The 23,351-nt window shown below is 69.3% G+C and carries 26 protein-coding genes; 19 read left to right on the forward strand and 7 right to left on the reverse strand.

Going from position 1 to position 23,351, the window contains the following annotated elements; translation table 11 throughout:
- Positions 1–9 precede the first annotated feature (9 nt).
- The 18 genes from ACWKZU_RS04740 to ACWKZU_RS04825 all read left to right on the forward strand — a co-directional run bounded on the left by ACWKZU_RS04740 (position 10) and on the right by ACWKZU_RS04825 (position 15,085).
- Complete coding sequence (locus ACWKZU_RS04740; RefSeq protein ID WP_449281247.1) at positions 10–1,014, forward strand: major capsid protein; 1,005 nt, start codon at positions 10–12, stop codon at positions 1,012–1,014.
- A gap of 77 nt (positions 1,015–1,091) precedes the next feature.
- Complete coding sequence (locus tag ACWKZU_RS04745; RefSeq protein WP_449281248.1) at positions 1,092–1,451, forward strand: SAP domain-containing protein; 360 nt, start codon at positions 1,092–1,094, stop codon at positions 1,449–1,451.
- Positions 1,451–1,753, forward strand: a complete 303-nt coding sequence (locus tag ACWKZU_RS04750) for an SAP domain-containing protein (RefSeq protein ID WP_449281249.1) — start codon at positions 1,451–1,453, stop codon at positions 1,751–1,753. Before ACWKZU_RS04745 ends, ACWKZU_RS04750 begins: the two co-directional genes overlap by 1 nt.
- 3 nt (positions 1,754–1,756) lie before the next feature.
- A complete protein-coding gene (locus tag ACWKZU_RS04755) occupies positions 1,757–2,155 on the forward strand; it encodes a hypothetical protein (RefSeq protein WP_449281250.1) in 399 nt (132 codons plus the stop codon).
- Positions 2,148–2,492: a hypothetical protein gene (locus ACWKZU_RS04760; protein WP_449281251.1), complete on the forward strand. Its 345-nt coding sequence runs from the start codon at positions 2,148–2,150 to the stop codon at positions 2,490–2,492. The genes ACWKZU_RS04755 and ACWKZU_RS04760 overlap by 8 nt, the downstream gene beginning before the upstream one ends.
- Positions 2,489–2,836 (forward strand): hypothetical protein, encoded by a 348-nt coding sequence (locus tag ACWKZU_RS04765; RefSeq protein WP_449281252.1) that lies wholly within the window; start codon positions 2,489–2,491, stop codon positions 2,834–2,836. Before ACWKZU_RS04760 ends, ACWKZU_RS04765 begins: the two co-directional genes overlap by 4 nt.
- The gene (locus ACWKZU_RS04770; RefSeq protein WP_449281253.1) at positions 2,833–3,285 is read left to right on the forward strand and encodes a hypothetical protein; all 453 of its coding nucleotides are present in this window, start codon (positions 2,833–2,835) and stop codon (positions 3,283–3,285) included. Before ACWKZU_RS04765 ends, ACWKZU_RS04770 begins: the two co-directional genes overlap by 4 nt.
- 70 nt (positions 3,286–3,355) lie before the next feature.
- Positions 3,356–3,877, forward strand: coding sequence for a phage tail tube protein (locus ACWKZU_RS04775; RefSeq protein ID WP_449281254.1), 522 nt, complete (start codon positions 3,356–3,358; stop codon positions 3,875–3,877).
- A gap of 85 nt (positions 3,878–3,962) precedes the next feature.
- Positions 3,963–4,508 (forward strand): hypothetical protein, encoded by a 546-nt coding sequence (locus tag ACWKZU_RS04780; protein WP_449281255.1) that lies wholly within the window; start codon positions 3,963–3,965, stop codon positions 4,506–4,508.
- A gap of 80 nt (positions 4,509–4,588) precedes the next feature.
- Positions 4,589–4,759 (forward strand): hypothetical protein, encoded by a 171-nt coding sequence (locus tag ACWKZU_RS04785; RefSeq protein ID WP_449281256.1) that lies wholly within the window; start codon positions 4,589–4,591, stop codon positions 4,757–4,759.
- A complete protein-coding gene (locus ACWKZU_RS04790; protein WP_449281257.1) occupies positions 4,756–8,055 on the forward strand; it encodes a tape measure protein in 3,300 nt (1,099 codons plus the stop codon). Before ACWKZU_RS04785 ends, ACWKZU_RS04790 begins: the two co-directional genes overlap by 4 nt.
- 2 nt (positions 8,056–8,057) lie before the next feature.
- A complete protein-coding gene (locus ACWKZU_RS04795; protein ID WP_449281258.1) occupies positions 8,058–8,960 on the forward strand; it encodes a hypothetical protein in 903 nt (300 codons plus the stop codon).
- A gap of 2 nt (positions 8,961–8,962) precedes the next feature.
- Positions 8,963–9,994 (forward strand): hypothetical protein, encoded by a 1,032-nt coding sequence (locus tag ACWKZU_RS04800; RefSeq protein ID WP_449281259.1) that lies wholly within the window; start codon positions 8,963–8,965, stop codon positions 9,992–9,994.
- Positions 9,995–10,007: 13 nt separating this feature from the next.
- Positions 10,008–11,639 (forward strand): hypothetical protein, encoded by a 1,632-nt coding sequence (locus ACWKZU_RS04805; protein WP_449281260.1) that lies wholly within the window; start codon positions 10,008–10,010, stop codon positions 11,637–11,639.
- The gene (locus ACWKZU_RS04810; protein ID WP_449281261.1) at positions 11,636–13,516 is read left to right on the forward strand and encodes a hypothetical protein; all 1,881 of its coding nucleotides are present in this window, start codon (positions 11,636–11,638) and stop codon (positions 13,514–13,516) included. The genes ACWKZU_RS04805 and ACWKZU_RS04810 overlap by 4 nt, the downstream gene beginning before the upstream one ends.
- Positions 13,517–13,579: 63 nt before the next feature.
- Positions 13,580–14,314, forward strand: coding sequence for a CHAP domain-containing protein (locus ACWKZU_RS04815; RefSeq protein ID WP_449281262.1), 735 nt, complete (start codon positions 13,580–13,582; stop codon positions 14,312–14,314).
- A gap of 94 nt (positions 14,315–14,408) precedes the next feature.
- Complete coding sequence (locus tag ACWKZU_RS04820) at positions 14,409–14,843, forward strand: hypothetical protein (protein WP_449281263.1); 435 nt, start codon at positions 14,409–14,411, stop codon at positions 14,841–14,843.
- Positions 14,840–15,085, forward strand: a complete 246-nt coding sequence (locus tag ACWKZU_RS04825) for a hypothetical protein (RefSeq protein ID WP_449281264.1) — start codon at positions 14,840–14,842, stop codon at positions 15,083–15,085. The genes ACWKZU_RS04820 and ACWKZU_RS04825 overlap by 4 nt, the downstream gene beginning before the upstream one ends.
- A gap of 259 nt (positions 15,086–15,344) precedes the next feature.
- On the opposite strand, the gene ACWKZU_RS04830 is transcribed toward ACWKZU_RS04825, so the two are convergent.
- On the reverse strand, positions 15,345–15,986 hold the full coding sequence (locus ACWKZU_RS04830) for an SOS response-associated peptidase family protein (RefSeq protein ID WP_449281265.1): 642 nt from the start codon (positions 15,984–15,986) through the stop codon (positions 15,345–15,347).
- Positions 15,987–16,105: 119 nt separating this feature from the next.
- Complete coding sequence (locus tag ACWKZU_RS04835; RefSeq protein WP_449281266.1) at positions 16,106–16,390, reverse strand: hypothetical protein; 285 nt, start codon at positions 16,388–16,390, stop codon at positions 16,106–16,108.
- 318 nt (positions 16,391–16,708) lie between these two features.
- Between ACWKZU_RS04835 and ACWKZU_RS04840 the strand changes: the two genes are divergently transcribed.
- Entirely contained in the window at positions 16,709–16,846 is a 138-nt protein-coding gene (locus ACWKZU_RS04840; RefSeq protein WP_449281267.1) for a hypothetical protein, read from the forward strand.
- A 231-nt stretch (positions 16,847–17,077) separates the two neighbouring features.
- On the opposite strand, the gene ACWKZU_RS04845 is transcribed toward ACWKZU_RS04840, so the two are convergent.
- The 5 genes from ACWKZU_RS04845 to ACWKZU_RS04865 all read right to left on the reverse strand — a co-directional run bounded on the left by ACWKZU_RS04845 (position 17,078) and on the right by ACWKZU_RS04865 (position 23,144).
- The gene (locus ACWKZU_RS04845; protein WP_449281268.1) at positions 17,078–18,316 is read right to left on the reverse strand and encodes a cysteine desulfurase family protein; all 1,239 of its coding nucleotides are present in this window, start codon (positions 18,314–18,316) and stop codon (positions 17,078–17,080) included.
- A gap of 73 nt (positions 18,317–18,389) precedes the next feature.
- Positions 18,390–19,238, reverse strand: coding sequence for a carboxylating nicotinate-nucleotide diphosphorylase (nadC, locus tag ACWKZU_RS04850; RefSeq protein WP_449281269.1), 849 nt, complete (start codon positions 19,236–19,238; stop codon positions 18,390–18,392).
- Positions 19,232–20,884, reverse strand: coding sequence for an L-aspartate oxidase (locus ACWKZU_RS04855; protein ID WP_449281270.1), 1,653 nt, complete (start codon positions 20,882–20,884; stop codon positions 19,232–19,234). The genes nadC and ACWKZU_RS04855 overlap by 7 nt, the downstream gene beginning before the upstream one ends.
- Positions 20,881–22,212, reverse strand: a complete 1,332-nt coding sequence (gene nadA, locus ACWKZU_RS04860) for a quinolinate synthase NadA (protein WP_449281271.1) — start codon at positions 22,210–22,212, stop codon at positions 20,881–20,883. The genes ACWKZU_RS04855 and nadA overlap by 4 nt, the downstream gene beginning before the upstream one ends.
- A complete protein-coding gene (locus ACWKZU_RS04865; RefSeq protein ID WP_449281272.1) occupies positions 22,209–23,144 on the reverse strand; it encodes an NUDIX hydrolase in 936 nt (311 codons plus the stop codon). Before ACWKZU_RS04865 ends, nadA begins: the two co-directional genes overlap by 4 nt.
- Positions 23,145–23,351 lie beyond the last annotated feature (207 nt).

Below are 23,351 nucleotides of genomic sequence, written 5' to 3' on the forward strand. Positions count from 1 at the left end.
CACCACAGCATGGCTGTTTCGCTCGCAGAATCCAAGAACAACACCACCGACGACGTCGATGTCGAGGCGATCGACGAGTTCCGCAAGACCGGTGTCATCCCCGATAGCCTGATCTTCGACGACGTCGTCAACCCGGCCGGCGGCGGCGACACCCTCGCTTACGGGTACCGGCGCCTCAACACCCAGGCGACCGCCGCGACCCGTGAGATCAACACGGAGTACACCGACCAGAACGTCACCACCACTCGCCATACGGTCGACCTGGCCGTCATGGGTGGCTCGTTCTCCGTGGACCGTGTGACCGCGAAGCTCGGCCCCCAGGCGTCGGGCAACATCGCGCTCAACATGCGGCAGAAGATCAAGTCCACCAACGCGAAGTTCGCTGACCTCGTCATCAACGGCGACACCGCGACCGACGCGAACGGGTTCGACGGTCTCGACAAGGCCCTCGTGGGCTCCTCCACGGAGTTCCGCGCCGGCCAGGTCACCGACTGGCGCGACTTCGACACCGACACCCGCGCGGAGCACAAGGCGCTCGACGTCATCGACGAGTTCCTGTCCCTCCTCGACGGCACCCCGACGATCCTCGTCGGCAACGCCAAGGTCCTCTCCCGCGTCCGCGCCGCTGCGCGCCGCGCGGGCATGTACACCAAGGACCCCGTCGAGGGCCTGGTGGGTGCGAACGGTCGCCCGATCGAGCGCGAGAGCTACGGCGGGATCCTGTTCGGCGACGCCGGCGCGAAGGCAGGCACGAACGACGCGATCGTCCCGATCGTGACCCGCACCGTCGCGACCGTGTCGACCACGGGCCTCACCGACCTGTACGCCTACCGAGTCGGCCTCGACGGCTTCCACGGCGTCTCCACCATCGGGGGCCAGATCGTGCAGACCTGGCTCCCCGACTTCACCAACGCCGGGGCTGTGAAGCGCGGCGAGGTGGAGCTCGGCCCGGTCGCGGTCGCACTCAAGGCCACCAAGGCCGCCGCGGTGTTCCGCAACATCCGCGTCCAGTAACCCCAGGGCGTGGGGGCCGCACACGAGCGGTGCGGCCCCCCACGCGCACGAACCACCCCAAGAAGGAGGCCAGACCCATGGCACCCCACATTCAGACGCCCGTGAAGGGCTTCACCGGAACTGTCGTCGGCGTCGATTTCAAGGACGGCATCGGCGAGACTGACGACGAAGCCGCGCTCGCCTACTTCGAGCGGCAGGGCTACGACGTGACCCCGCACTGCCCGCCCGGCTGCAAGACCCCGCCGGCGGACGGCGACAAGGGCAAGGAGCCGTCGCCGAAGGAGAAGCTGCAGGCCGAGGCCAAGGCGCTCGGACTCGACGACTCCGGCAAGATCGACGACCTCAAGGCCCGCATCGCCGAGCACAAGGCCGCCGCCGAGCAGGGTGACGGCAAGACCCCGCCGGCGGACGGCGACAAGGGCAAGGAGCCGGCCTGATGACGGTCTTCCGTGATCCCCGCGCCCCCGCCGGCCGCGTTGTGCTCGGCGGGCACGAGTTCATCGACGGCGTGACCGCCGACATCGACCCCTCGGCCGGCGTCCGTCGCCTGTTCAAGGGCGCGGGCGTCATCGAGGAACCCGCACCAGCGGCGACCGAAGCCCCGCAGCTGTCCCCGAAGGAGGCGCTGCAGGTAGAAGCCGCCTCTCTCGGGCTCGACACCGACGGCACGAAGGCCGAGATCCAGGCTCGCATCGACGAGCACCGTACGGCGCTGGCCGCCGACGACACCGAGGAGTGAGAGATGAGCCGCACCTACGCCACTGAAGCTGAGTACGCCGACTGGCTGGGCGAGGAAACCCCGCCCGCGGGTGCGGCTCGTCTCCTCCGCGACGCTTCCCTCGAGGTCGACGAGATGCTCATCACCGCGGTCTACCGCGTCGACCACGACGGCAACCCGATCGAGCCGAAGGTGATCGCCGCACTGCGCGACGCCACCTGCGCTCAGGCCGAGCATCGTGACGAACACGGCGACGAGGTCACCGTCATGGAGGGCGGCGAAGCCGCCTCCCTCGGCCCGCTCAGCTTCGGCGGCACCGGCGCACGCTCGAGCGGCGCGGCCGGCGTCCCGCAGTACGCGCCGAAGGCGTACCGGGTCCTCCGGCTCGCGGGCCTCATCCCGGGGAGGGTCACCGATGGGTAGGCGGATCCCCGGGAAACTGCTCCCGCACCGGCGCCTCGTCGTCGTCGAACCGTACCTCGGCGGTGGCGCGGACGGGCGTAGCTACGGCGCCCCGGTGACGATCCGGCGCGCGCTCATCATCGACTCGGACGAGCTCGTGCGCGACCAGTACGACGTCGAAGTCATCGCATCCACCACCGTCTACCTCGAACGTGCTGAGCTCGCCGAGATTCCCACCCCGGAAACCCGGGTCACCGTGCGCGCCGGCACCGCCGACGAGCGCACCGTGCACGTCATCCGCTGCGACCGCTACGAGCACCCATCGATCGCCGACCTGCTGGAGGTGAGACTCAGATGAGTGGAGTATCTACCGAATGGAACGGCGACCTCGTGCAGGCCATGATCCAAGCCAACGCCCCCGAGGCGCTGAACCACGGCGCCGAGCTACTGCGCGGCTACTCACAGCCGCTCGCCCCGATCGACACCGGCATCCTCCGCGCTACCGGCCAGGTCACGCCGGCGACCGAGAGCAACCTCGAATCGCACGTCTCCTACGACACGGAGTACGCGGCCCGCCAGCACGAGGAACTCGACTGGCGCCACGACGAGGGCCAGGCAAAGTACCTCGAGCAGCCCCTCGAAGACCACCGTGACGAGATCACCCAAGCGATCGCGGCGCGCCTCGGAGAGGGGCTGCAGTGAACTACGAGCCCCGCAACTACACCGCCCGCCTCATGGTCGGCATCGCTCAACGCATCCACGGCGCCGGTCTCGCCGTCTACAACGCCGACGGCACCCCGTACGCGAAGGGTGTGCGCGGCATCTACTTCGACCACTCGCCAGCCGGGAAAGACGCGGAGTCGCAGCAGACCTGCGTCATCACCCCGTACATGCCGCAAGCGGGGATCCTCAACACGGAGCGCACCCGCATCCAGATCCGGGCCCGCCACATCGGTGTTGGCGCGCTCGCGGTGCGGGACTGGCTTGACGACCTCCGAGCGCTCTTCCCGGACCTCACCCCGACCGTGGTCGGCGGCCTCCAGTTCGACCGGATCCGGCAGCTCGGCTCCACCTCCTGGGGTGAACCGAACCAGACCGGCGCGTTGGAGACCACCCAGAACTTCGAGTTCCGCGGGAACCGCTACGCCTGAGCACCCCTTCAAGACCCTGAGCCCCTGGCACCTGCTGGGGGCTCTTCTCATTCCCAGAAAGGAGAAGCCCATGAGCTTCACCCCGCCCGCCCCTACGCAGGGCCTCAACGGCCAGTCCTACGAGTACCACTGCGACGTCGCCGCGATGCCCATCGCGCCGGCCGAGCCGACCTGGCTGACGGCACCGGACATCACCGGCCTGCAGCCCAACCCGTCCCCGAAGACCGCCGACGGCACCACCTACGCCAACCGCGGCCAGGACGACGTCAGCACCATCGGTGAGACGTTCACCGTCGTGTTCGACGCGAAGGCCGTGAAGAACAGCTCGGGTGAGGTGCAGCCGTTCATCTCGCTGCTCCTCGCTGCCGCGCAGTCGCACCTCAAGGGCGGCGACCCGACGAAGAAGGTCGTGAAGGTCCGCGTCTACCACGAGTGGATCGAAGAGCTCTCGTGGGAGTTCACCGCCGAGGTCAGCTTCCAGCGGAAGAACACCGGCAACGCCGACATCGAGTTCTTCACCTTCACGCTCACCTCGAAGGGTGACCGCGAGGTCGTCCCGAACCCGGCACTCGCCGAGGTCGAGGGCGACTAACCCAATCCCCTGTGGGGCGCGCCTGGTCGTGCCGCGCCCCACAGGACTCCCCTGCACGACCCACTGACACTCAAGGAGCACGACCATGCCCACCACCGCGAAAGAGCACCTCGGGAATCTCGTCATCGACTTCGGCGACGGCACCGACTACACCATCTACCCCGTACCGGGATCCATCGGCATCGAGATCCAGACCCTCCTCGTCGGCATCTCCCTCGGCACCACCATGCACGGGCAGGGCCCCGACCAGGTGCTCGCCGACACCGAGCGCCTCACTAAGCTCGCCCTCGGCATGCCCACCGAAGCGTCGAAGCGTCGCCGGAAGGCCCCCAACCGGGCCGAGCAGGCCGCACGGCAGCGTTTCACCGCGTTCGAGGGGCTCCGGCAGGCCCGACAGCAGATCGTCGCGCAGGCGGCGATTCTGTGGAACACCGGTGGCGGCGGCATCGAAGCCGTCGAAGACCTCCTCAACGAGGCGGGTGGTTACCCAAAAGCCCTCGGACGCGTGATGGACTCCTCCGGGCTGGGCGACAAGTACGCACTGCTGAGGACATGGCTCGATTCGGCGGCCGACACCTCGGCGACGGCTTCTACGAAGAGCCCGGATGGTGGCCCGAATACCTCCGCCTAGAACGCGAGACCGGCGGCGACGAGCACGGCATCGACTCCCGCGAGCTGTGGGCGCACGTACTCGAGCACTGGCGGCCGTGCGTGCTACCCGACCTGCAGCGCTTCTACCCCCGCCTGCCTGCTGACGACGAGCAGGCACTCCTCGCTCTCCCCTGGCGCAGCCTGCGGGAGGTGATCCTCTCCCTCTTCGGGATCCGCGACTCGATGACCGGCGCCACGTTCGCCCGTCTCCACCCGAAGGAGGGCTCGTGAACTTCGAAGTTGGCCGCCTCTCCGCGTCTCTCACCCTCGACGGGGTCCAGGAGTTCCACCGCGGACTCGACGACGCCGGGCGGAAGCTCAACGACACCGCCCAGAGAGGCTCGAGCTTCGGGCGCCTCGGCAGTGAAGCGTTCCGGCAGGTCGCCGGCGCCACCACCGGCCTCGTCACCGCCGCGGGCGCGTATCTCGCGATCCTCACCAAGACCGGCATCGCCTACAACTCCCTGCAGCAGAACAGCCGGGCCGCCCTCAAAGTGCTCCTCGGCGGCACCGAGCAGGCGAACGCCCAGATGGACAAGCTGGACGCGTTCGCCCGCAACAGCCCGTTCTCGAAGTCCGTTTTCATCCAGGCGCAGCAGCAGCTCATCGGCTTCGGCATGGAAGCCGGGAAAGTCATCCCCGCCCTCGACGCCATCCAGCAGGGCGTCGCCGCGATGGGCGGCTCGAACGAGCAGATCACCGAAGTGGTCAACATCCTCGCCAAGGTCCAGTCCACCGGCAAGTTCACCGCTGAGACCCTGAACGAGCTCGGCTACCGCGGCGTGGACGCGGCCACCCTCATGGGCGACGCCATGGGGAAGAGCGCCGCCCAGATCCGCGACGACATCTCGAAGGCTGCGATCGGCGGCTCTGAGGCAATCGACATTCTCGTCGGCGCCATGCAGGACCGCTTCGGTGGTGCGGCCGACGGGGTGAAGGAGCAGTGGTCGGGCGCGGTCGACCGCATCAAGGCCGCCCAGCGCGACCTCGGCGCGGTCATCGCTGAGCCGTTCGTGTCCGCGCAGGGCGGCGGCATGGCCGTCACATGGGGCAACCAGGTCGCCGACGTCCTCCGCGCGATCGAGAAGCAGGCCGTCCCCGTGATGGGGATCCTCACCCAGCGAGGCATGCCGTTCTTCGCGTCCCTCACCCAGGGACTCGATTCGGCGCGCGCGTCGATCCAGCGATGGGACGCGTCCTCGCTCGAGGTATCGCTCGACAAGCTCGCCGGCCATGCCCCCGGCATCGCCGCCCTGACCGGTGTCGTGCTCGCACTCGGGACGCAGGTGGGCCCCCTCGCGAGCGTCTTCAGTGTGCTGAACATCAGCGCGAACCCGGTGCTCGCGGCGTTCATCGGTCTCGCCGCTGCCTCGCCGGAGCTGCGCGACGCACTCGGCGGGCTCCTCGCCGCGGGGAAGCCGCTGCTGCCGCTCGTCGGGGATCTCGCACAGGTGCTCTCCGGCTCCCTGAACTCCGCTCTCCCGCTCGTGTCGAACGGCGTGGAGGTGCTGACCGGGGTGCTGACTCCTGTGCTCGGGGTGCTCGCGCAGATTCCTGCACCGGTGCTCGCCGGTGCTGCAGCGTTCCTCGTGCTGCAGCGCGGCCTCAAGATCGCCGAGGGCCCGCTCTCGACCGTGATCGGTCTGCTGCAGCAGTTCGGGCAGCGAGCCGCGGTGCAGGCCGCACTCGGAGAGACAAGCCGCGGCGTCGGCATGATCGCCACCGCTTCCATCGGGGCGCAGGGCGCCGTGAAGGGCCTCGGCACCGCCATGAAGGGCGCGTTCCTCTCGAACCCGATCGGCATCGCGCTCACTGCCGTCTCGACACTCGTCGGTGCTTGGGCGGTGGCGAACGCTGCCGCGCAGCAGAAGGTCGAGGAGCACAAGAACCGTGTGGCCTCGCTCAAGGACACCCTGAACGAGACCACGGGCGCGCTCACCGAGGCCTCCGAGGCGCAGGTGAAGGCGAACCTCGCCGAGACCGAAGCGAAGGATCTGGCCGACAAGATCGGCGTCTCCTACCGGGACGTTGAGCAGGCCGTCCTTGGCAACGGGGAAGCCTACGCCCGCGTCACTGCGGCTGTGAATAAGTACTCGGCGTCGATGACGACCGGAGACGCCAACCTCGATACCTGGAACGCGACGTTCATGGACGGGCAGGCCTCGGTGAAGAGCTTCACCGAGATCCTCGACGAGCACCGTTCCTCGGTCGAGGACGCACAGACGGCGAAGCGGGAAGCCATCCAAGCGGATCGCGAAGCCGCGGCAGCGATGTCGGATGCTGCACGGTCGAACCAGCGCTTCAACGAGGCGCTGCAGGTCGCCCGCGACATCACCCAGGACGCGGAGACTCGCGTGCGGGCGCTGAAACAAGCTCTCGACGAACTCCAGGGCGGGCAGATCGGTGCGGAGGAAGCTGCGAAGCGGCTCTCTGAGACTAACCTCACCCTTGCTGAAGGGCTCGCCCAGACCGACGAGGCCGGCTCGAAGCTCTGGCAGTCCACACTTGACGGGGCCGGCGCGATCGATGTCAACTCGCGCGCTGGCCTCGCCTTCGCCGACACGATGGGGCAAGCGCGGGATCGGATGCTCGATGCTGCGATGGCTGCCGCCGACCAGAAGCTGGCCCACAACGACGTTGAGGGCGCGATCAAGGCGGCAACTGACGCCGGCAACGGCTACATCGAGACGCTGCGTCAGACGATGTCGGAGGCGGACCTCACCGAGGCTCAGATCGACGGCCTCATCGGCACCTACCTCGACGTTCCCGACGTCGTCGCGACCGTACTCACGGACGACGGCACCGCCGACGAGACGACGAAGCGGGTGCTGCAGTTGCAGGCACAGATACTCGCGACGCCGGACAAGACGATCATCATCGACGAGCCCCAGTCGCCCGAGGTGATGAAGCGTCTTGAAGCGCTCGGCATGAAGGTCACCCGCCTGCCGGGCGGTCTCATCCGGATCACCCAGACCGGCGCCGCCGAGGTCGAGAACACTCTCGCGAACCTTGTGCGGCACCGCGTCGCAGAGATCGGCGTCCGCTATACCGGCGGTGGCGGAACGATGACGAAGGCGGACGGCGGTGTCGTCGGCCACCTGAGCGGACGCACCGTCGACATGCGGTCGTTCGCGAACGGTGGTGGATTCCCGACGGGGATCTTCGCCGGCGGGCCTCCGCTGATCAAGTTCGCCGAACCCGAAACCGGGTGGGAAGCGTTCATCTCCGGCCGGAAGGGTCAGGAGGCGCGGAATGCGCGCATCGCAATGGATGCGCTCGACAGGCTCGGGTTCCCAGTGATCCCGGTCGCCGCACTACGCGGGGTGCCAGCCTTCGCGAACGGCGGCACCGTCTCCACGCGGCCTCTCCCGTCACCGTCTGCACAGCCGGTGCAGGTGCAGCGGCGTGAGCGTCGCCGCGGCCGGCGGGGTCCGCTCGCGGACACCATCAACGTCGGCGTCGACGCCTCGACGAACGACCTGCGCACGCTCGCTGACGTGCTCGACCGACTCGACCGAGAGGGGTAACCGTGTTCGGTGCATGGCAGCTCTCCTACGAGGGCACCACCTTCGAGTTCGGCACCAGGGAGCACACGGTTCAGGTCACCGACTGGGGGCAGGACGCGGACGTCTACGCTGTGGACGACGCTCCTGCCCCCAGGGCCGACGGCGTGTTCTTCGGTCAGGATTTCGTCGAACCGGGCGAGATCACGATCGGCGTGAAGATCGACTTCACCGCGGCCCCTTACCCGGTCGAGGAGTGCGTCCGGCTTGCGATGCAGGCCCGCGCGGAGCTCGCCCGTGTGTGGCGGGCCGACATGCTCCGGAGCCAGGCGGGTGCGCTCGCTGATCTCACGATCGGCGGGGAGTTCATCGTGGAGGGCCGACCCCGGCGGGCCCGCTTCGATGACACCGACCAGAACGTGGGCCTGATCTACGCGGATCTCCCGTTCGTGCCGGCCCATCACGGCGCCTACCTGACCGGGGAGGACGGCGGATGGCATTCCGAAACGCTCGGCCTCGTCCCCGCGCAGGTCGGCGGGCTGAAAGCTCCGCTGAAGGCGCCGCTGCGCACGTCGGTTGAGTCGACCCGTGCCGCCCCGCTGCAGGTGGGCGGTGATGCCCCGGCATGGCCGGTGCTCGAACTGCAGGGCCCGATCCAGTCGAGCGCGCAGATCGAGGTCCCCGGCCGGTGGCGCATCTACCTGAACCGGGCGCTCGGCTGGAACCAGACCGCCCGCATCGACACCAGGCCGGGGCGGATCGGTACCTACCTCAACAACAAGCCGGTGCAGCTGCTCGACCCGCGTTCCTCGCTGCTGTCGGAGTGCTCGCTGCTGCCCGGCCCGAACGTCCTCGCGTTGCGGGGCTCGTCCATCGAAGGCACCGCGTCAGTGTCTGCCCGGTGGCGTGACACGAAGGGAGCGATCTGACTATGGCCACATCTCACTTCTTCATCGGAGGTGGTGCTGAGCACACCGCCGAGATGGTGCGCCGCGATAGCTACGCGAAGCTCAAGGGCGCCGAAGGTATCTGCGAGCTCGCCGACCTGCGTGTGCTGCAGACGCCCACCGCTGGCGGAAACGTGCGCGTGACGATCGGCTCCGGCTACATGACGTCCCGCTATGCGGGGGCGATCCGTGAGTCCTACATGGGATCCGTGGTGACCGAGGAAGTCGTCCCGATCCCTCAGAACGACACCGGGAGCGTCCGCCGCGACCTGATCGTGATGCGTGTCGAGGATCCGTTTGTGCAGGGCTCCCCTTGGCCTGATCCCGGCGCCGGAATCGAGGACCCGGCCGAAGCCGAAGAAGCCCGCGCCGGCGCAGCCTATGTGCACATCCGTCGCATCCCTTCCGTCCCGGCGGGGACGACGCGACTGCAGGACGTTCCCGGCTATGAGAATGACACCGCGATCACGCTCGCGCGGGTAGATCTTCCCGGACAGACGAGCCAGGTCATCCAGGCGATGATCGTCGACCTGCGCAGCCTCCACACACCACGGGAACTCACCGAGGTCCGCGCCTACCAGGCGAGTTCGCCCGACTTCGATATGCCCGTGGAGTACATCGAGTCGTCTACTGGCGAGACGTGGCCGCACTTCGCGGAGAACGCGGGCATCCTCTCCGTCGACCTCCCCGACTGGGGTGTGCTCGCAAAGGTGGTCTACACGATCTCCGGGTACTCATTCGCTGCCGGGTCGCCGGCGCGGGGTCGATTCTGGTTCCGCATCGCGCCGCTTGCAAACCCTGACGGTGTGGAGTCGCAGCACACCATGTGGGCGGCGGACCGTCCCGGCCCGATCCGCGTCTCGCAGACGGTGCGGATCCCGAAGGAGCTGCGCGGCACCCGGCAGAAGTTCTACCCGCGCGCCCGCCGCGACGCCGGCACCCCGGCGCAGGGGCCCGGCGCGGACTGGGCGACCAACGTCGACTTCCAGGTGACCTTCGAAGAGATCCCCGACTAGCGAAGGAGGCCCCGTGTCCATTCGCTACCTCGCGCAACGCTTCGGCTCGAACACGTGGTTGGACTACGAGCTCCCCCTCGTCACCGACGGCCCCGAGTTCGCGGCATCCAGTTACGGCGTCATCGACGGGACGATCGCCCCCGAGGTGGGGCGCCGCCTCGCAGACGACGGGCGCCGCCTGCTCGAGCCGTGGGGAACGTGGATCCACGCCGAGACCTCCGACGAACGCCTCTGGACAGGGGTCGTCGAGTCCGTGCAGGCCGAGGGCGCCAGGCTCCGGGTGAAGATTCGGGAGTGGCACGGCTACCTCCACGGCCTCACCTTCACCGGCCGCATTTGGGGTGTGAAAGCCGACCCCGCGAACCTGGTGCGTGACCTCTGGGCCCACGTGCAGTCCTTCCCCACCGGCGCCCTCGGGGTCACGGTCACGGGGACCACTCCCGTGAAGGTCGGTACGGACCTCGAGGACAAGGCGATCGGGGCCCGCTATCTGCGGAACCTCGCGAAGCAGGAGTGGGACGCAAAGTCCGCGCCGAGGAAAGCGAAGCAGACCGAGATCAAGAAGAAGTCCGCGCCGTTTGACAAGCAGATCAAGCAGCTCAACAAGGAGAAGCGGCCCCTCACCCAGGCCTACCAGGCCGTGGTGACGCAGCAGAAACCGACCCGTGACGCCTACACGGCACTCACGAAGGAGCGTACCCGCCGCCGAGCCGTCTACGACGCGCTCGTCAAGGCGAAAGCCCCAGCCGGGGAGATCACCGCGGCGAAGGCAGCAGTTGAGGCCATGGCCGATCCGATCGCGACCGCGAAGGCCGCCGTCCAAGCCCTGAATCCGGCCCGGGATGCGGCGAAGGCTCCACTCGATGCGAAGAACGCGCAGATCGCGGCCGTGCGCGCAGCGAAAGAGCTCGCCGTAGGTCCCCTCACTGATCAGCTCGACGCCCTCGTCGAGGCGGAGGAACTGTTCAAGGTCGCGCACGAGAAAGCCGAGGAAGCTCTCCGCACGGCTGAGGAGGCGCTTCGGGATGGGGGCGGCGCCTACAAGGTGCTCTCGAAGGACCGGCCTGACTGCTGGCGCGTGCTCACCGACCTCGCCGCAGCTACTCCCTTCGATTTCGTCACCCGAACGGAACGCACCCATGGCGCGCCGAAGCTCACGCTCGAGATCAAGTACCCCGCCGCAGGGCGCACCCGCTCTGATCTCGTGTTCGAGCGCGGGCGGAACATCATCGGCGTTCCGACCGTCCTCATCCCCAACGACTACGCCTCCGAGGTGATCGCCGTTGGAGCGGGCGAGGGCGAGTCCATCGAGGGCTGGGATCTCAACCTCGAGGTGACCGTCACCGAGACGGATCCGCGGATGCGCCGCACCGCCGTCTACTCGGATCCGTCGATCACGGACAAGCGAGTCCTCACCTCGGTGGGGCGTGCGGACCTGCGACGGCTGCGCGCCACCCTCCACGTCCCGGAACTGCTCGTGAGAGACGACCCGAACTGTCCGATCGGGGCATGGTCCGCCGGCGACATCATCACTATCCGCCTCGGCACGGTCCCGCATTTCGGGCCCGTCGAGGTCCGGCACCGGATCCGCTCCTGGCAGCGGGTGGGCACGCATCGAGCACGCCTCGGATTGGAGACCCTGTGAGCAACCACGACATTGAAACCCTTGCCCGCCAGATCGCAGCCCTCGCTCGGGTGGTGAAGGGCCTCTCGCATGCGCAGCAGGTCTCCCGATCCGTCGTCGTCACCGGCGATACCGCGGCCACCGTCGGCGAGCTCCTTACCGGCGCCGCCGACACCGCCACACTCACCGGCGAGCACTCCGCGGACCTGTCCCGTCTCGACGAGAGCGATGCCCTCGCCGCCGAAGCGCTCAGCGGCGCAGGGTCGGCAGCGGACATCGAGGAAGTCCTCGACATCGAGGCGAGCTATGACGGGCTCGTCGATGACGGGATCGACTCCTTCGACTGGGCGACGGAGACCGACGAGGCCACCCACAACGCGGACATGACTGCGATCGCTGCAGTGCAGGAGGTGGAGACAGCGCAGGCTGCCGCGCAGGCGGCTGCTCAGGCGGCCGCGAATGCCCAGACCACCGCAGACGGCAAGAACGCCCGCCGCCGCGGGGTCACGGAGCCCGCACCGCCTGAGGGTGGCTGGGTGCAGGGCGACCAGTGGGTGCGAGATGTGCTCGACGAGAACGACGACCCGGTCCCCGTCGAGGTGCTCGTGTGGGACGGTACCGAGTTCGTGCACGAGACGACCCTGACCGGTGAGCTGCTGGTGGTCGGCGAGAACGGGGTGATCCGTCTCGCGGACGGGGTGGTGACGGCGGAGTCGGTGGCGGCGGAGTTCTACTACGGGCGCGAGTTCCATGGCGGCCTGTTCAAGGGGTCGCAATTCTCGGGTGGCAGCTTCGACCTTGAATCACTCGTGGACGCAACAGTCATTCTCAACGACAACTGCGAAACCGCTGCCGGGTGGTTCGCGGTCGGTGCGGTGCCACAGCCCACACGCTCCACAGTGGTGAAGCGATCCGGGAGTGCGTCTGTCCTGACTGCGCTCATTCCCGAGTTCGCTGGGGTGCCGTCGCACCGGTCCGCGTTGAAGGAAGTCACTGCCTCATCGACGGTAGCCGGCGGGAAGTTCTCGGCGTGGCTCTACTCCGCTGCGAAACGAGACGTGAGCGTGAAGCTCGGTGCGAGTGGAGCGATCCTGTCCGTGCAGCAAGCAACTGTGGAGGCTGGGGCGTGGACCCAGCTGAGTGTCTTCGTAGACGGCCCGCCCGAGTATGTTGAGGTGTATGGGCACGGGACGGCCGCCCTCTACATCGATGATGTTGTTGTTGAAGCGTACGACGCGCTCGGGTCGTCTATCGGGCTCAGGCGTGACGCTACCGGGAACGCGGGACTGTTCTCGGACAGCCAGCACAACGGGAAAGCTGCCCTCGTCGATGGGCAGCTTGTCGTAGAGTCGTCGCACGGCAAGGTGCTCGCATCCGCCGGGGACAGCGGGTCGCCGCCGAAGGTCGAGATCACGGATCCGGCTGCCACGGATCGGGGCCTGCAACTCACTCCGGCAGGGGTCCGGATCCTGAACCCTGCAGGTGGAGTGGACCGCTTGTGGACGCTGCCCGACGTAACTGACGGCCTGCGAGTCTACGCACCGTATGGGCTGAGGTTCATGCACCAGGTCGCGTTTGCTGGAGACACAGGCTGGGTCACTATATCGCTCACGAATAGCTGGTCTGGAACGCTCCAGGCGAAAGTGAAGGGCGGAGTGGTGTTTCTGCAGGGGAGCATCTCGAAAGATGCGTTCTCGGGGAACTACGAGACCGTGGGTACGCTTCCGGGCTCGATCCCGAACCCGTCTGTGGCGAAGATCTTCTCCTATGTTGTCGGCGCCGGCAGCAACAACATCCTCTGCAATATGCAGGTCAACGCCAACGGGAACATTCTCGTGCGCCGTACCTCCGCGACAGGCCTGGTCATCGACATGGGATGCATCTCTTACCCCACCTGAATCCGAGGGGAGCCGCCGCACGTGGTGGCTCCCCTCTTCGCATACCTATCGGAAGGAGCCCAGATGCTCACCGAGGCCGATCTTGCTACTTACGTGGAGCGGGTCCGCTACCAATGGATCGACGTGGACCGCGTGTTCGGGGCGCAGTGCTGGGATCAGTGGTCGCACTACGCGACGACGTTCCTGGGCGTCTCGTCGTGGCCGACGTACACGAACGCCGGCGGCACCTGGCCTCACCAGGGCTACGCCTGCAACGTCTACCACAACGCCCGCGCGGCAGGCCTCGAACGGTGGTTCGAGATCCTGCCCGCGAACGCCACCCCGCGCGCCGGCGACGTCGCGTTCTGGGAGTACGGATCCGCATGGTATCCGTGGTCGCACGTCGCCACCGTCCTCGCCGTCACGCACGGCGGACGGATGCTGCGCTGCCTCACCCAGAACCCCGGCGCGGTCCAGGTTGCGGACCTCATCACGTCGGGGATCATCGGCTACCTGCGGCCCCGAGCCCTCACCGTCGGCAACATCAACACCGACCGCACCCCCACCAAGACCGCATCCCAGAAAGAGGAAGCCATCATGAACCAGCTCAAGGGCATCTACTACATGACCGGAGACACCTACAACGTCGCCGTGTTCAGCCCCATCTCCGGGTTCTTCATGGAATACGTCACGAAGAAGCCCGCCGACAACAACAACATCGCCACGGGCTTCGGCACCGGCAGCTTCACCCGCGTCACCGACTCGCTCTATAACCGGACCAAGACCTCGTGCGCAGCCGTCCGGGCAGGGAAGGCGTGAACCCCGCCGAGTGGCTGCTGCTCGGCGCAGGCCTCGCGATCCCGGCAGCATCGCTCGTGATCGGGATCGGCTGGTGGGTGGGGAGGCGACGCGAATGACGGAACAGGTGATGGTCGCGATCGTCGGCCTCGCCGGCGTAATCACCACGGCCATCGCCACGGTCCTCGTCGCGATGATCCAGCACCAACGCCGCGAGCTCAAAGCCGTGAAAGACCAGGTCACGAACTCGCACATCCTCCCCAACGGGCAGCCCTACAACCTGCGCGACAACATCGACCACAACCAAGCCGCCGTCATGGCCGAGTTCCGGGGCATGCGCCGCGACCTCGGCCGGCTCGAAGCGCGCGTGTTCCGCACCGAGGAGAAACTCGACCGCGTCGACGAGAAACAGGACGAGGTCGCCGAGAAACTCGGCGCCCACCTCGCCTGGTCGACCGGCTGGTCCCCCGAGCAGGAACGCAGAGACGCCGCACTCGAGCAACGCGTCACCAACATCGAAGACACCCTCAACCCCAAGGAGAAGCCATGACCAACATCATCCCCGCTGACACTCAGCGTGCCGCGAAGCGCGGCTTCATCCGCACCGGCGCCCAGTCGCTCGCCTCCGCGATCCCGACGACCGCCGTCGCCGTCACCCTGTCCGGCGATTGGGCGCTCGGCGTCGCACTCGGAGTCATCTCCGCAACCGCGACCGCAGTGCTCGCGGGCACGGCCTCGTACCTGTCGATCATCTCGAAGGGCATCCCCGACGACTACCAGCCGAACGCCTGACACGCGCTCTCGCGAACGAGTAGACCCCCACCTAGCCTCCGGGCCGGGTGGGGGTCATTTCTTAATTCCTGGTTCTGGGTTATGTTGGGGGTGGGGGAAGAAGGACACCGGGGGTCTGGCGGACGCTCGGTGTCCCTCTCTGTCCCCCTTCTTCTTGACCGCCTTCCCCCCGGAACCCCAAGGTGGTCTTGGAGCGAATACCCTGCTGCCCCGCGCATTCTCCATTCGGAGGGTGCGCGGGGCTATTCGCTTTGTGCGTCTACGGGGCGTCGGCGCCCGTTGTCAGCGCGTGAGAGATCTCCTCCGATGCGAGTCGCACCTGAGCAACGAGTTCGTCGTCGCCGGGCCTCGCCGGGTCGAGCCATTCGTCGTGCTCGTCACGGGGCAACACGAGCGGCATGCGGGGCCAGTACTCAGCAGCCTCACTGCCTTCTGGTGCGTCACGGGTGACCATTGAGTAGGTGACGAGTTCGGTGCCGTCGTCCTGGGTGACGGTCGATGTGACGGCCGCGATCCCGAACTGCTCGCCGCCGAGCGCGAATCGGCCTTTCTTCTCGACGTACCAGGATGCGGGGAGGAGTGCGCGGTGCTGGAACGGGCGCTTCCATGACCGCAGCAGTTTGTCGTCGCGGCTGTTGAACGCTGAGAACTTCACGGGCCCCGAGCCGTCGAGCCACAGCCACCACCACGCGAACTCGAGGCTGCGCTCGCCGCTAGAGTCCGCTCGGATGATGGGATTCAGATTGAGCGCGTTCTTCCCCGTGATCCGGGCGCTACCCTTCCTGGACCTCGCCCACTCCGCGATCTCGACCACGTTCTTCCGGACGTCGAGAGGACGCAGCGGGCTACTGGGCTCCTCTCCATCGCGGAGGTAGCCGCCGAGACCGTAGCTGTTGCACATGGCCTCAGGCTACGCCGCGCCGGCCGCCTCCGGTAGGCCCTGGTCGTCCTCAACCCAGAGCGCTCCGAGTGCGGCGGTCTCCGCCTCAATGTCGAGCGGGTCGGGGCTCATGGATGAGTTCATACCGGCATCGGGTCGTGCGCTCCGGGGGGCCAGCCGCCGCGGCCGTCGTCGCGGCTGCCTCTGGATTCCGAGTGCGGCACGTCTTCGTTGGCGGCGTCGAGCGAGTCGAACACCCCGATCAGGCGGCGCGCAGTCGGGTTTGAGGACCACGTGAACAGCATGTAGCGGGTGATCCCGTTCTCGTGGGTCACACGCTCCACCAGCGCGGACGGCTGCGTCGGGTTGGTGCGCATGATGAGCCAGGTGTTGAGGTCCACCTCGATCGGCACGGGGCGCGGCATGACTCCTCCATTCGAAACTATGTTCGATAGAGATTACGCCTCTCCCCCGACAATCGCGATCCCTGGGAACGTCACCTCATCACAGCGGGAGCATTCCCACCACGCCTCCCACCACACGAGAGTGCCCCCGCGGCAGGACCAGCAGGGGCCACCCATAACCGGCCCGTCAGCGTCGACATCCTCCATCACCCCAATGTGCGTGCCCGAGCGGCGCCGCCGCACGGCATCCGGGAATCTGTGGATGAGGCAACGCCGAGGGGCGGCTGTAAGCGAAGGTCCGGCGTCACACAACAGTATTTACTCGGCGGCAACAGTTCGGTGGCGCACCGGCAGGCTCTCGAGGCCGCGGCCCTCGACCCCGGCGACGAACTCGCCCGCATGGTCGAGCGGCTGGTCTCCTTCCCGCTCTACGCGCCGCGTCCGCGCCGTGAGAGCCGAGCTGGGCGTGCGGCGTAGGCGCCCCTCGACACCGCCCCGAAAAGGTCGTTCCACAGATCCTGCGATGAAACCCGTCGTCCTGCGCGCGGCGAAGCCGGTCATGCTGCGCGAGTCCTGCAGATCCTCGGGAGGAAACGGGTCAGCGTTCTCCGAATCTGTTGCTGGAGCCTTCGCTCCAGAGTCGCAGCAGCAGCATCCTCGCGTGCGGATCCCGCGACTCGCACGCTCGCGCAGGACGGCGGGCTTTCCTCAGGAGAGCATCCGCCGCGGCGCGGCGGCCGCTACCTCGCCGCGCAGGACGGCGACGATCCGCGCGAGTTCCTCCTCGGGCAGCGGCGCCGGAAGGGTGAAGCGGATCGCCGTCTGCGCGAGCTCGGGAGTGAGGCCCAGTGCCAGCAGCGTCGGCGACGGCTCGTCCTTGCCCGCGGCGCAGGCCGAGCCCGAGGAGACCGCGAAACCCGCGGCGTCGAGCGCCACCAGCAACGACTCCCCGCTCACCCCCTCGACCACGAACGACGCGTGCCCGGGCAGGCGCTCGCTCGCGTGACCCGTGAGCCGGGATCCGGGGATCTCCGCGAGCACGAGCTCGACGAGCGCGTCGCGGCTGCGCATGAGCTCGACCGCACGGGTGCCGACGGTCGCGCTGCACGCCTGCACCGCCGCGCCGAAGCCCGCGATCGCGGCCACGTTCTCGGTGCCCGAGCGCGCGCCGCGCTCCTGCCCTCCGCCGTGCAGCAGCGGTTCCAGGGGCAGATGCCCGCGCAGCAGCAGCGCGCCTGCGCCCTGCGGGCCTCCGAACTTGTGCGAGGCCACCGTCATCGCGTCGACGACGGCGCCCGGCCAGGATCCATCGCCCGCGGGTTCGTCGGCGGCGGAGCCCTCCACCGCGGATCCGAACGACACCGGCAGCGACGGCGCCGCCTGCACGGCGTCCGTGTGCACGATCGCTCCGGCCGCCCTCGCGACCGCCGCGATCTCCGGTACCGGCTGCACACTGCCCACCTCGCCGTTCGCGAGCCCGATCGACACGAGCGTGGTGTCCGGTCGCAGCACCGCGGCGAGCACGCCCGCGGAGACGCGGCCGTCCTCGTCGACGTCGAGCAGCGTCAGCTCGAACCCGAACACGCGTTCGAGGTACCGGCAGCTCTCCAGCACGGAGGGGTGCTCGATCACGGTGGTGACCAGGTGCCGCCCGCGCGGATTCGCGAGTGCGAGGCCGATGATCGCGAGATTGTTCGCCTCGGTCCCGCCCGAGGTGAAGATCACCTCTCCGGGTCGGGCTCCGAGCGCCGCCGCCACCCGCTCGCGCGCCTCGTCGACGATCGTGCGCGCTCGATGCCCCGCGGCGTGCACGCTCGACGGGTTCGCCGCTCCGGCATCGAGCGCGTCGATCAGCGCGGCGCGGGCCTCCGCCCGCAGCGGCGCGGTCGCGGCGGCGTCGAGATACCGCTGCGAGTCACCATCCCGCACAGCCGTGTCCTCGCTCACTTCGGCGCTCCGACCAGGGCGATCCCCCGCCCGCGAACCCGGGATGCGCTCATGCTCCGGCTCCCGTTCCCGGTCACGCGGCGTCGAGGCCGAGATCGAGCGCTCGGGCACCGTGGGTCAGCTGTCCCACCGAGATCACGTCGACCCCGGTCTCCGCGATCTCCGCGACCGTGTCGAGCGTCACGCCCCCGCTCGCCTCCGCGACCGCGCGACCGCCGATCAGGCGCACCCCGGTCGCGAGGTCCTCCAGCGAGAAGTTGTCGAGCAGGATGCCGGTGACCTCCGCCGCGAGCACGGCGTCGAGCTGATCCAGACGGTCCACCTCGACGATGATCGAGGTGGTGTGCCCCGCGCGCTCCCGCAGTTCGCACAGCGCCGCCGTGGTGGTCGCGGCATCGACCGCGCCCAGAGCCGCGAGGTGGTTGTCCTTCACCATGATCGCGTCCGAGAGCCCGAAACGATGGTTGGCTCCCCCGCCGGCCCGCACCGCGTGCTTCTCGAGCGCGCGCAGACCGGGGGTGGTCTTGCGCGTGTCCGCGATGCGCGCACGCGTGTGGGCCACCGCGGCGACGTAGCGGGAGGTGAGCGCGGCCACACCGCTCATCCGCTGCGCGAGGTTCAGCGCCACGCGCTCCCCGGTGAGCACCCCGCGCGCCGGCCCGGAGATCCGGGCGAGCGTGTCCCCCGCCTCGAAGGCCTCGCCCTCATCGACCAGCGCGGAGACCTCGATCGCGGGGTCCGTCTGCCGGAAGGTCTCCACGACGAGCGGACCGCCCGCGAAGACGCCCGGCTCCCGTGCCGCGAGGCGGGTCTCGACGCGCGTGCCCGCCGGGATCGCGAGCTCCGCCGTCAGATCGCCCCACGGCGCGTCCTCGTCGAGCGCGGTGCGCACGACGTTCTCGATGATGCGGGTGGTCAGCACGATGAGAGGCTCCTCTGCTCGGAGATCGGGACGGGAACGAGATCGGGGAGGCGAACGGGAACGGACTCCTCGTCCGGGGGCAGCACGAAGCGGTACGCGCGCCGCACCGCCTGAGCCGGATCGGTGTCCGGGTGGTCGAGCCGCTGATGGGCGCCTCGCGACTCCGTGCGCTCGAGCGCCGCCACGCGGATCATCTCCACGAGCGCGGTCTCGTCGCCGTCCGCGGGCCGGAGGCCGGCCATCGACGGCATCGCCTCGGCGGCTTCCCGCGCCGCCGCGGAGGACACCGACGTCGGTGTCGTCGACGTCGGCGTCGCCCCGGCCGCCTGAACCGCCTGGATCCCCGCCACGCGGGACTCCCGTTCGAGCGAGACGAACCCCGCACCGCGCGGCGTCCAGTCGGCGGCGGATCCCTCGCCGCTCGCGAAGAGGCGCGCCGCGAGCCCCGCGCGCTCCCCGAAGACCAGGCCCTCGAGCAGGGAGTTCGATGCGAGCCGGTTGGCACCGTGCACCCCCGTGCAGGCGGCCTCGCCCGCGACGAACAGCCCCGGTACGCTCGTACGGCCGTCGAGGTCGCTCGCCACTCCGCCCATCGTGTAGTGCGCGGCCGGCGACACGGGGATCGGCTCGCGCGCCCAGTCGTAGCCGCGGGCGGCGGTGGCGGCGGAGATCCCCGGGAATCGTCGCGCAAGCGCACCGGCGCCCTCCGCCCGCTCGATCGCGGTCGCGTCGAGCAGCACCGCCGCCTCGCCGCGGTCCCTCAGCACCCGGCCGATCTCCCGCGACACCACGTCGCGGGGCGCGAGCTCCGCAAGCGGGTGGCGCTCCGCCATGAAGCGGGATCCGGAGCCGTCGAGCAGTACCGCACCGGCACCGCGCACCGCCTCCGAGATCAGCGCCCCGGTGCCGTGCAGCACGGTGGGGTGGAACTGCACGAACTCCAGATCCGCGACGAGGGCGCCCGCTCGCGCCGCGAGCACCACGCCGGCGCCGCGCGACGACGCGGGATTCGAGCTGCGCGGGTAGAGGCCCGCGTAGCCACCCGTCGCCAGCACGGTGGCCTGCGCCCGAACGGTCTCGAGGCCGTCGGTCCCGCTCAGCACCGCCCCGGTGACGGCTCCCGAGTCGGTGAGCAGCGACACCGCGGTGCGTCGCTCGCGCAGCAGGATCCGTCCCTCCGCGGCGAGGACGCGCACCCGCCCCGCGAGGAACGCGTGCAGCACCGCCCCGGTGCGGTCGCCTCCCGCGTGCACGATGCGATGCCGCCCGTGCGCGGCCTCGAGGCCGAGCGCGGGACCGCCGTCGTCGCCTCGATCCGCGGCGAATCCCTCGGCGAGCAGCCGGCGCACGGCCCGCGCGCCGGATCCCGTGAGCGCCTCCGCCGCCTCGGCGTCGACGAGCCCGGCTCCGGCCGCCACCGTGTCGGCGAGGTGCTGCGCGGGACTGTCTCCTGCGCCGATGGCGGCCGCGACCCCGCCCTGCGCCAGCGCGGTGCTGCCGCCGGCGAGCGCATCGGCGGCGGCACCGCCGTCCGGGCCGTCCCCCGTGAGCACCCCGGGGGTGGCCAGGGTCACGTCCGCTCCGGCGTTCACTGCGGCGACCGCGCAGGCGAGGCCCGCGACGCCGGAGCCGATGACGAGGATCACGGCCGGGCCGCGAGCATCCGCTCGAGGGCGACGCGCGAGTCGCCCGCCACGTCGTCGGAGACCACGATGCGATTGGGAGTCTCGCCCGCGACGAGCGACTCGAGCGTCCAGGCGAGGTACGCCGGGTGGATGCGGTACATCGTCGAGCACGGGCAGACGACGGGGTCGAGGCAGAAGATCGTGAGGTCGGGGCGCTGCTGCTGCAGCCGGTTCACGAGGTTGATCTCCGTGCCCACCGCGATCACGCTGCCCGGTTCGGCGGCCTCGATCTCCTTGCGGATGTACTCGGTGGAGCCCGCGCCGTCGGCGGCCTCCACGACCGCGGCCGGGCACTCGGGATGCACGATGACCTTCACGCCGGGGTACTCGGCGCGCGCCTGCTCGATCTGGGCGACGGTGAAGCGCTTGTGCACGGAGCAGAAGCCGTTCCACAGGATCACCCGGGCGTCGCGCAGCTGCTCCTCGGTGCTGCCGCCGAGCGGCAGGTGCGGGCGCCACAGCGGCATCTGCTCCTCCGCGATCCCCATCGCCTTCGCCGTGTTGCGGCCGAGATGCTGATCGGGGAAGAACACGACGCGCTGCCCGCGCTCGAAGGCCCACTCGAGCACGGTGCGGGCGTTCGACGAGGTGCAGACGATGCCCCCGTTGCGGCCGCAGAAGGCCTTGATGGCCGCGGAGGAGTTCATGTAGGTGACCGGGATCACGGGCTGCAGCCCGCCCTCGGCCGGCCCCAGCGCCGCGGTCAGCTCCCGCCAGCACGCCTCGACCTGGTCGATCGTGGCCATGTCGGCCATCGAGCAGCCGGCGGCGAGGTTCGGCAGGATCACCGCCTGCTCGGGCCCCGACAGGATGTCGGCGGTCTCGGCCATGAAATGCACCCCGCAGAACACGAAGGCCTCGGCCTCCGGGTGCTGCTTCGCGGCCTGCGCCAGCATGAAGGAGTCTCCCACGAAGTCGGCGTGCTGCACGATCTCGTCGCGCTGGTAGAAGTGGCCGAGGATCTGCACCCGCTGCCCGAGCTCGGCCTTCGCCGCGACGATCCACTCGTGCAGCTGCTCCTCCGATGCGTCGGTGTAGCGGGCCGGCAGCGGACCCTGCCGCGGCGCGTCCCCGGGGATCGCGTCGGCCACCGACGCCCCGGGGCCGTACCCGGGGGCGCGATCGATCGCCCACGGGTCGCGCACGAGACCCGAGTCGCAGCTCGAGGCGCCGGTCGCGCGCAGCACGATGGGCCGGCGATGCGCCGGGCCCGCCGGACGGCCCCGCGGGGCCCGTGCGGAGGCCTCGCGCTCTGCGGCGGCTCGGATGAGTTCGTGCACGCTCGTCATGATGCGCTCCTCGTTGCGATGTGATGGTTGCGTTGCGGGACACCGGGGCGATCGGGATCCCCCGCGAGGGAGGGATCGCCGCGGAAGCGGTAGAGCCGCGCGGGCCGGTGGGGGGTACCCGTCTCGACCTCGCCGGTATCGATGAGATTGCCCTGCGCGAGGGCCTGTCTGCGGAAGTTCGCGGGATCGACCGACTCGCCGAGCACGGCCTCGTACACGGCCCGCAGGCGCGCGAGCGTGAACACCGGGCCGAGGAAGCGGTGCGCCACCGCGGCGTACTCGGTCTTGGAGCGCAGCCGGGCGAGGGCGTACGCCACGATCTCGGCGTGGTCGAACGCGAGTTCGGGCAGGCGGTCCGCCGAGAACCACGCGACGTTCGCGTCGCGCTCGGAGCCCGCTGCAGGCGGACCCTGCTCGGTTCCGGAGTGGGTCTGGGGCGGGGTCGCCGGGTCGTCCCAGCGCCGCACGGGCCGCGGATCGCGGCCGCCGTCTGCCGGATCGGTCGCGCGCGGGGCGGTGCCGAGCGTCGCGACGGGCCTCGGAACCGCGTCGAGGTCGTGCTCGCCGTAGAGCGCCCAGTAGGCGATCGTCACGAGCCGCTGCGCCTCGGCGGATCGCTCGACCCCGCCGAAGGAGTACAACTGCTCCAGGTAGCCGGGGTCGCGCAGCACCGCGTCGCGCAGGGTGCGCAGGGCGGTGTCGCTGAGCGTCTCGTCCCACTGGGTGGGGCCGCCGGGAAGGGCCCAGAGCCCCTGGAACGGGGCGCGCGTGCGGCGCACCAGCGGGATCCAGAGGGTCGTCTCGGCAGCCGGCGCGGCGGGTTCGCCGAGCACCGCGTCCGCGGGCGGGTGCAGCGCGAAGGCGACCACCGACACCGCGACCGCGGGCGGCAGGTAGCGCCGCTCGCTCGCACTGATGCTCTCGTACTGCACGATCCACCCCCTCTCCGCCGTAATCCCCACCTTATAGTCAATCTGACCATAAGTAAGAATACGCCCGCTTCGCGAACTGTCAAGCCGGGTCGGCGTCACCGAAGGACACAAGACGGTCACGATCTCAGGCCGATCGCCCGAGAGTGGGCTAGGCTCGACCGCAAGACCAGTAATGCCGAACGTAGGAACACTCCAGCACGTTTTATC

It is taken from the genome of Leucobacter sp. (assembly GCF_053528595.1).

Coding starts and splice junctions, on each gene's coding strand:
- ACWKZU_RS04740 (WP_449281247.1), top strand. CDS start 10: ATGGCTGTTTCGCTCGCAGAATCCAAGAACAACACCACCGACGACGTC.
- ACWKZU_RS04745 (WP_449281248.1), top strand. CDS start 1,092: ATGGCACCCCACATTCAGACGCCCGTGAAGGGCTTCACCGGAACTGTC.
- ACWKZU_RS04750 (WP_449281249.1), top strand. CDS start 1,451: ATGACGGTCTTCCGTGATCCCCGCGCCCCCGCCGGCCGCGTTGTGCTC.
- ACWKZU_RS04755 (WP_449281250.1), top strand. CDS start 1,757: ATGAGCCGCACCTACGCCACTGAAGCTGAGTACGCCGACTGGCTGGGC.
- ACWKZU_RS04760 (WP_449281251.1), top strand. CDS start 2,148: ATGGGTAGGCGGATCCCCGGGAAACTGCTCCCGCACCGGCGCCTCGTC.
- ACWKZU_RS04765 (WP_449281252.1), top strand. CDS start 2,489: ATGAGTGGAGTATCTACCGAATGGAACGGCGACCTCGTGCAGGCCATG.
- ACWKZU_RS04775 (WP_449281254.1), top strand. CDS start 3,356: ATGAGCTTCACCCCGCCCGCCCCTACGCAGGGCCTCAACGGCCAGTCC.
- ACWKZU_RS04780 (WP_449281255.1), top strand. CDS start 3,963: ATGCCCACCACCGCGAAAGAGCACCTCGGGAATCTCGTCATCGACTTC.
- ACWKZU_RS04800 (WP_449281259.1), top strand. CDS start 8,963: ATGGCCACATCTCACTTCTTCATCGGAGGTGGTGCTGAGCACACCGCC.
- ACWKZU_RS04815 (WP_449281262.1), top strand. CDS start 13,580: ATGCTCACCGAGGCCGATCTTGCTACTTACGTGGAGCGGGTCCGCTAC.
- ACWKZU_RS04820 (WP_449281263.1), top strand. CDS start 14,409: ATGACGGAACAGGTGATGGTCGCGATCGTCGGCCTCGCCGGCGTAATC.
- ACWKZU_RS04825 (WP_449281264.1), top strand. CDS start 14,840: ATGACCAACATCATCCCCGCTGACACTCAGCGTGCCGCGAAGCGCGGC.
- ACWKZU_RS04830 (WP_449281265.1), bottom strand. CDS start 15,986: ATGTGCAACAGCTACGGTCTCGGCGGCTACCTCCGCGATGGAGAGGAG.
- ACWKZU_RS04835 (WP_449281266.1), bottom strand. CDS start 16,390: ATGCCGCGCCCCGTGCCGATCGAGGTGGACCTCAACACCTGGCTCATC.
- nadA (WP_449281271.1), bottom strand. CDS start 22,212: ATGACGAGCGTGCACGAACTCATCCGAGCCGCCGCAGAGCGCGAGGCC.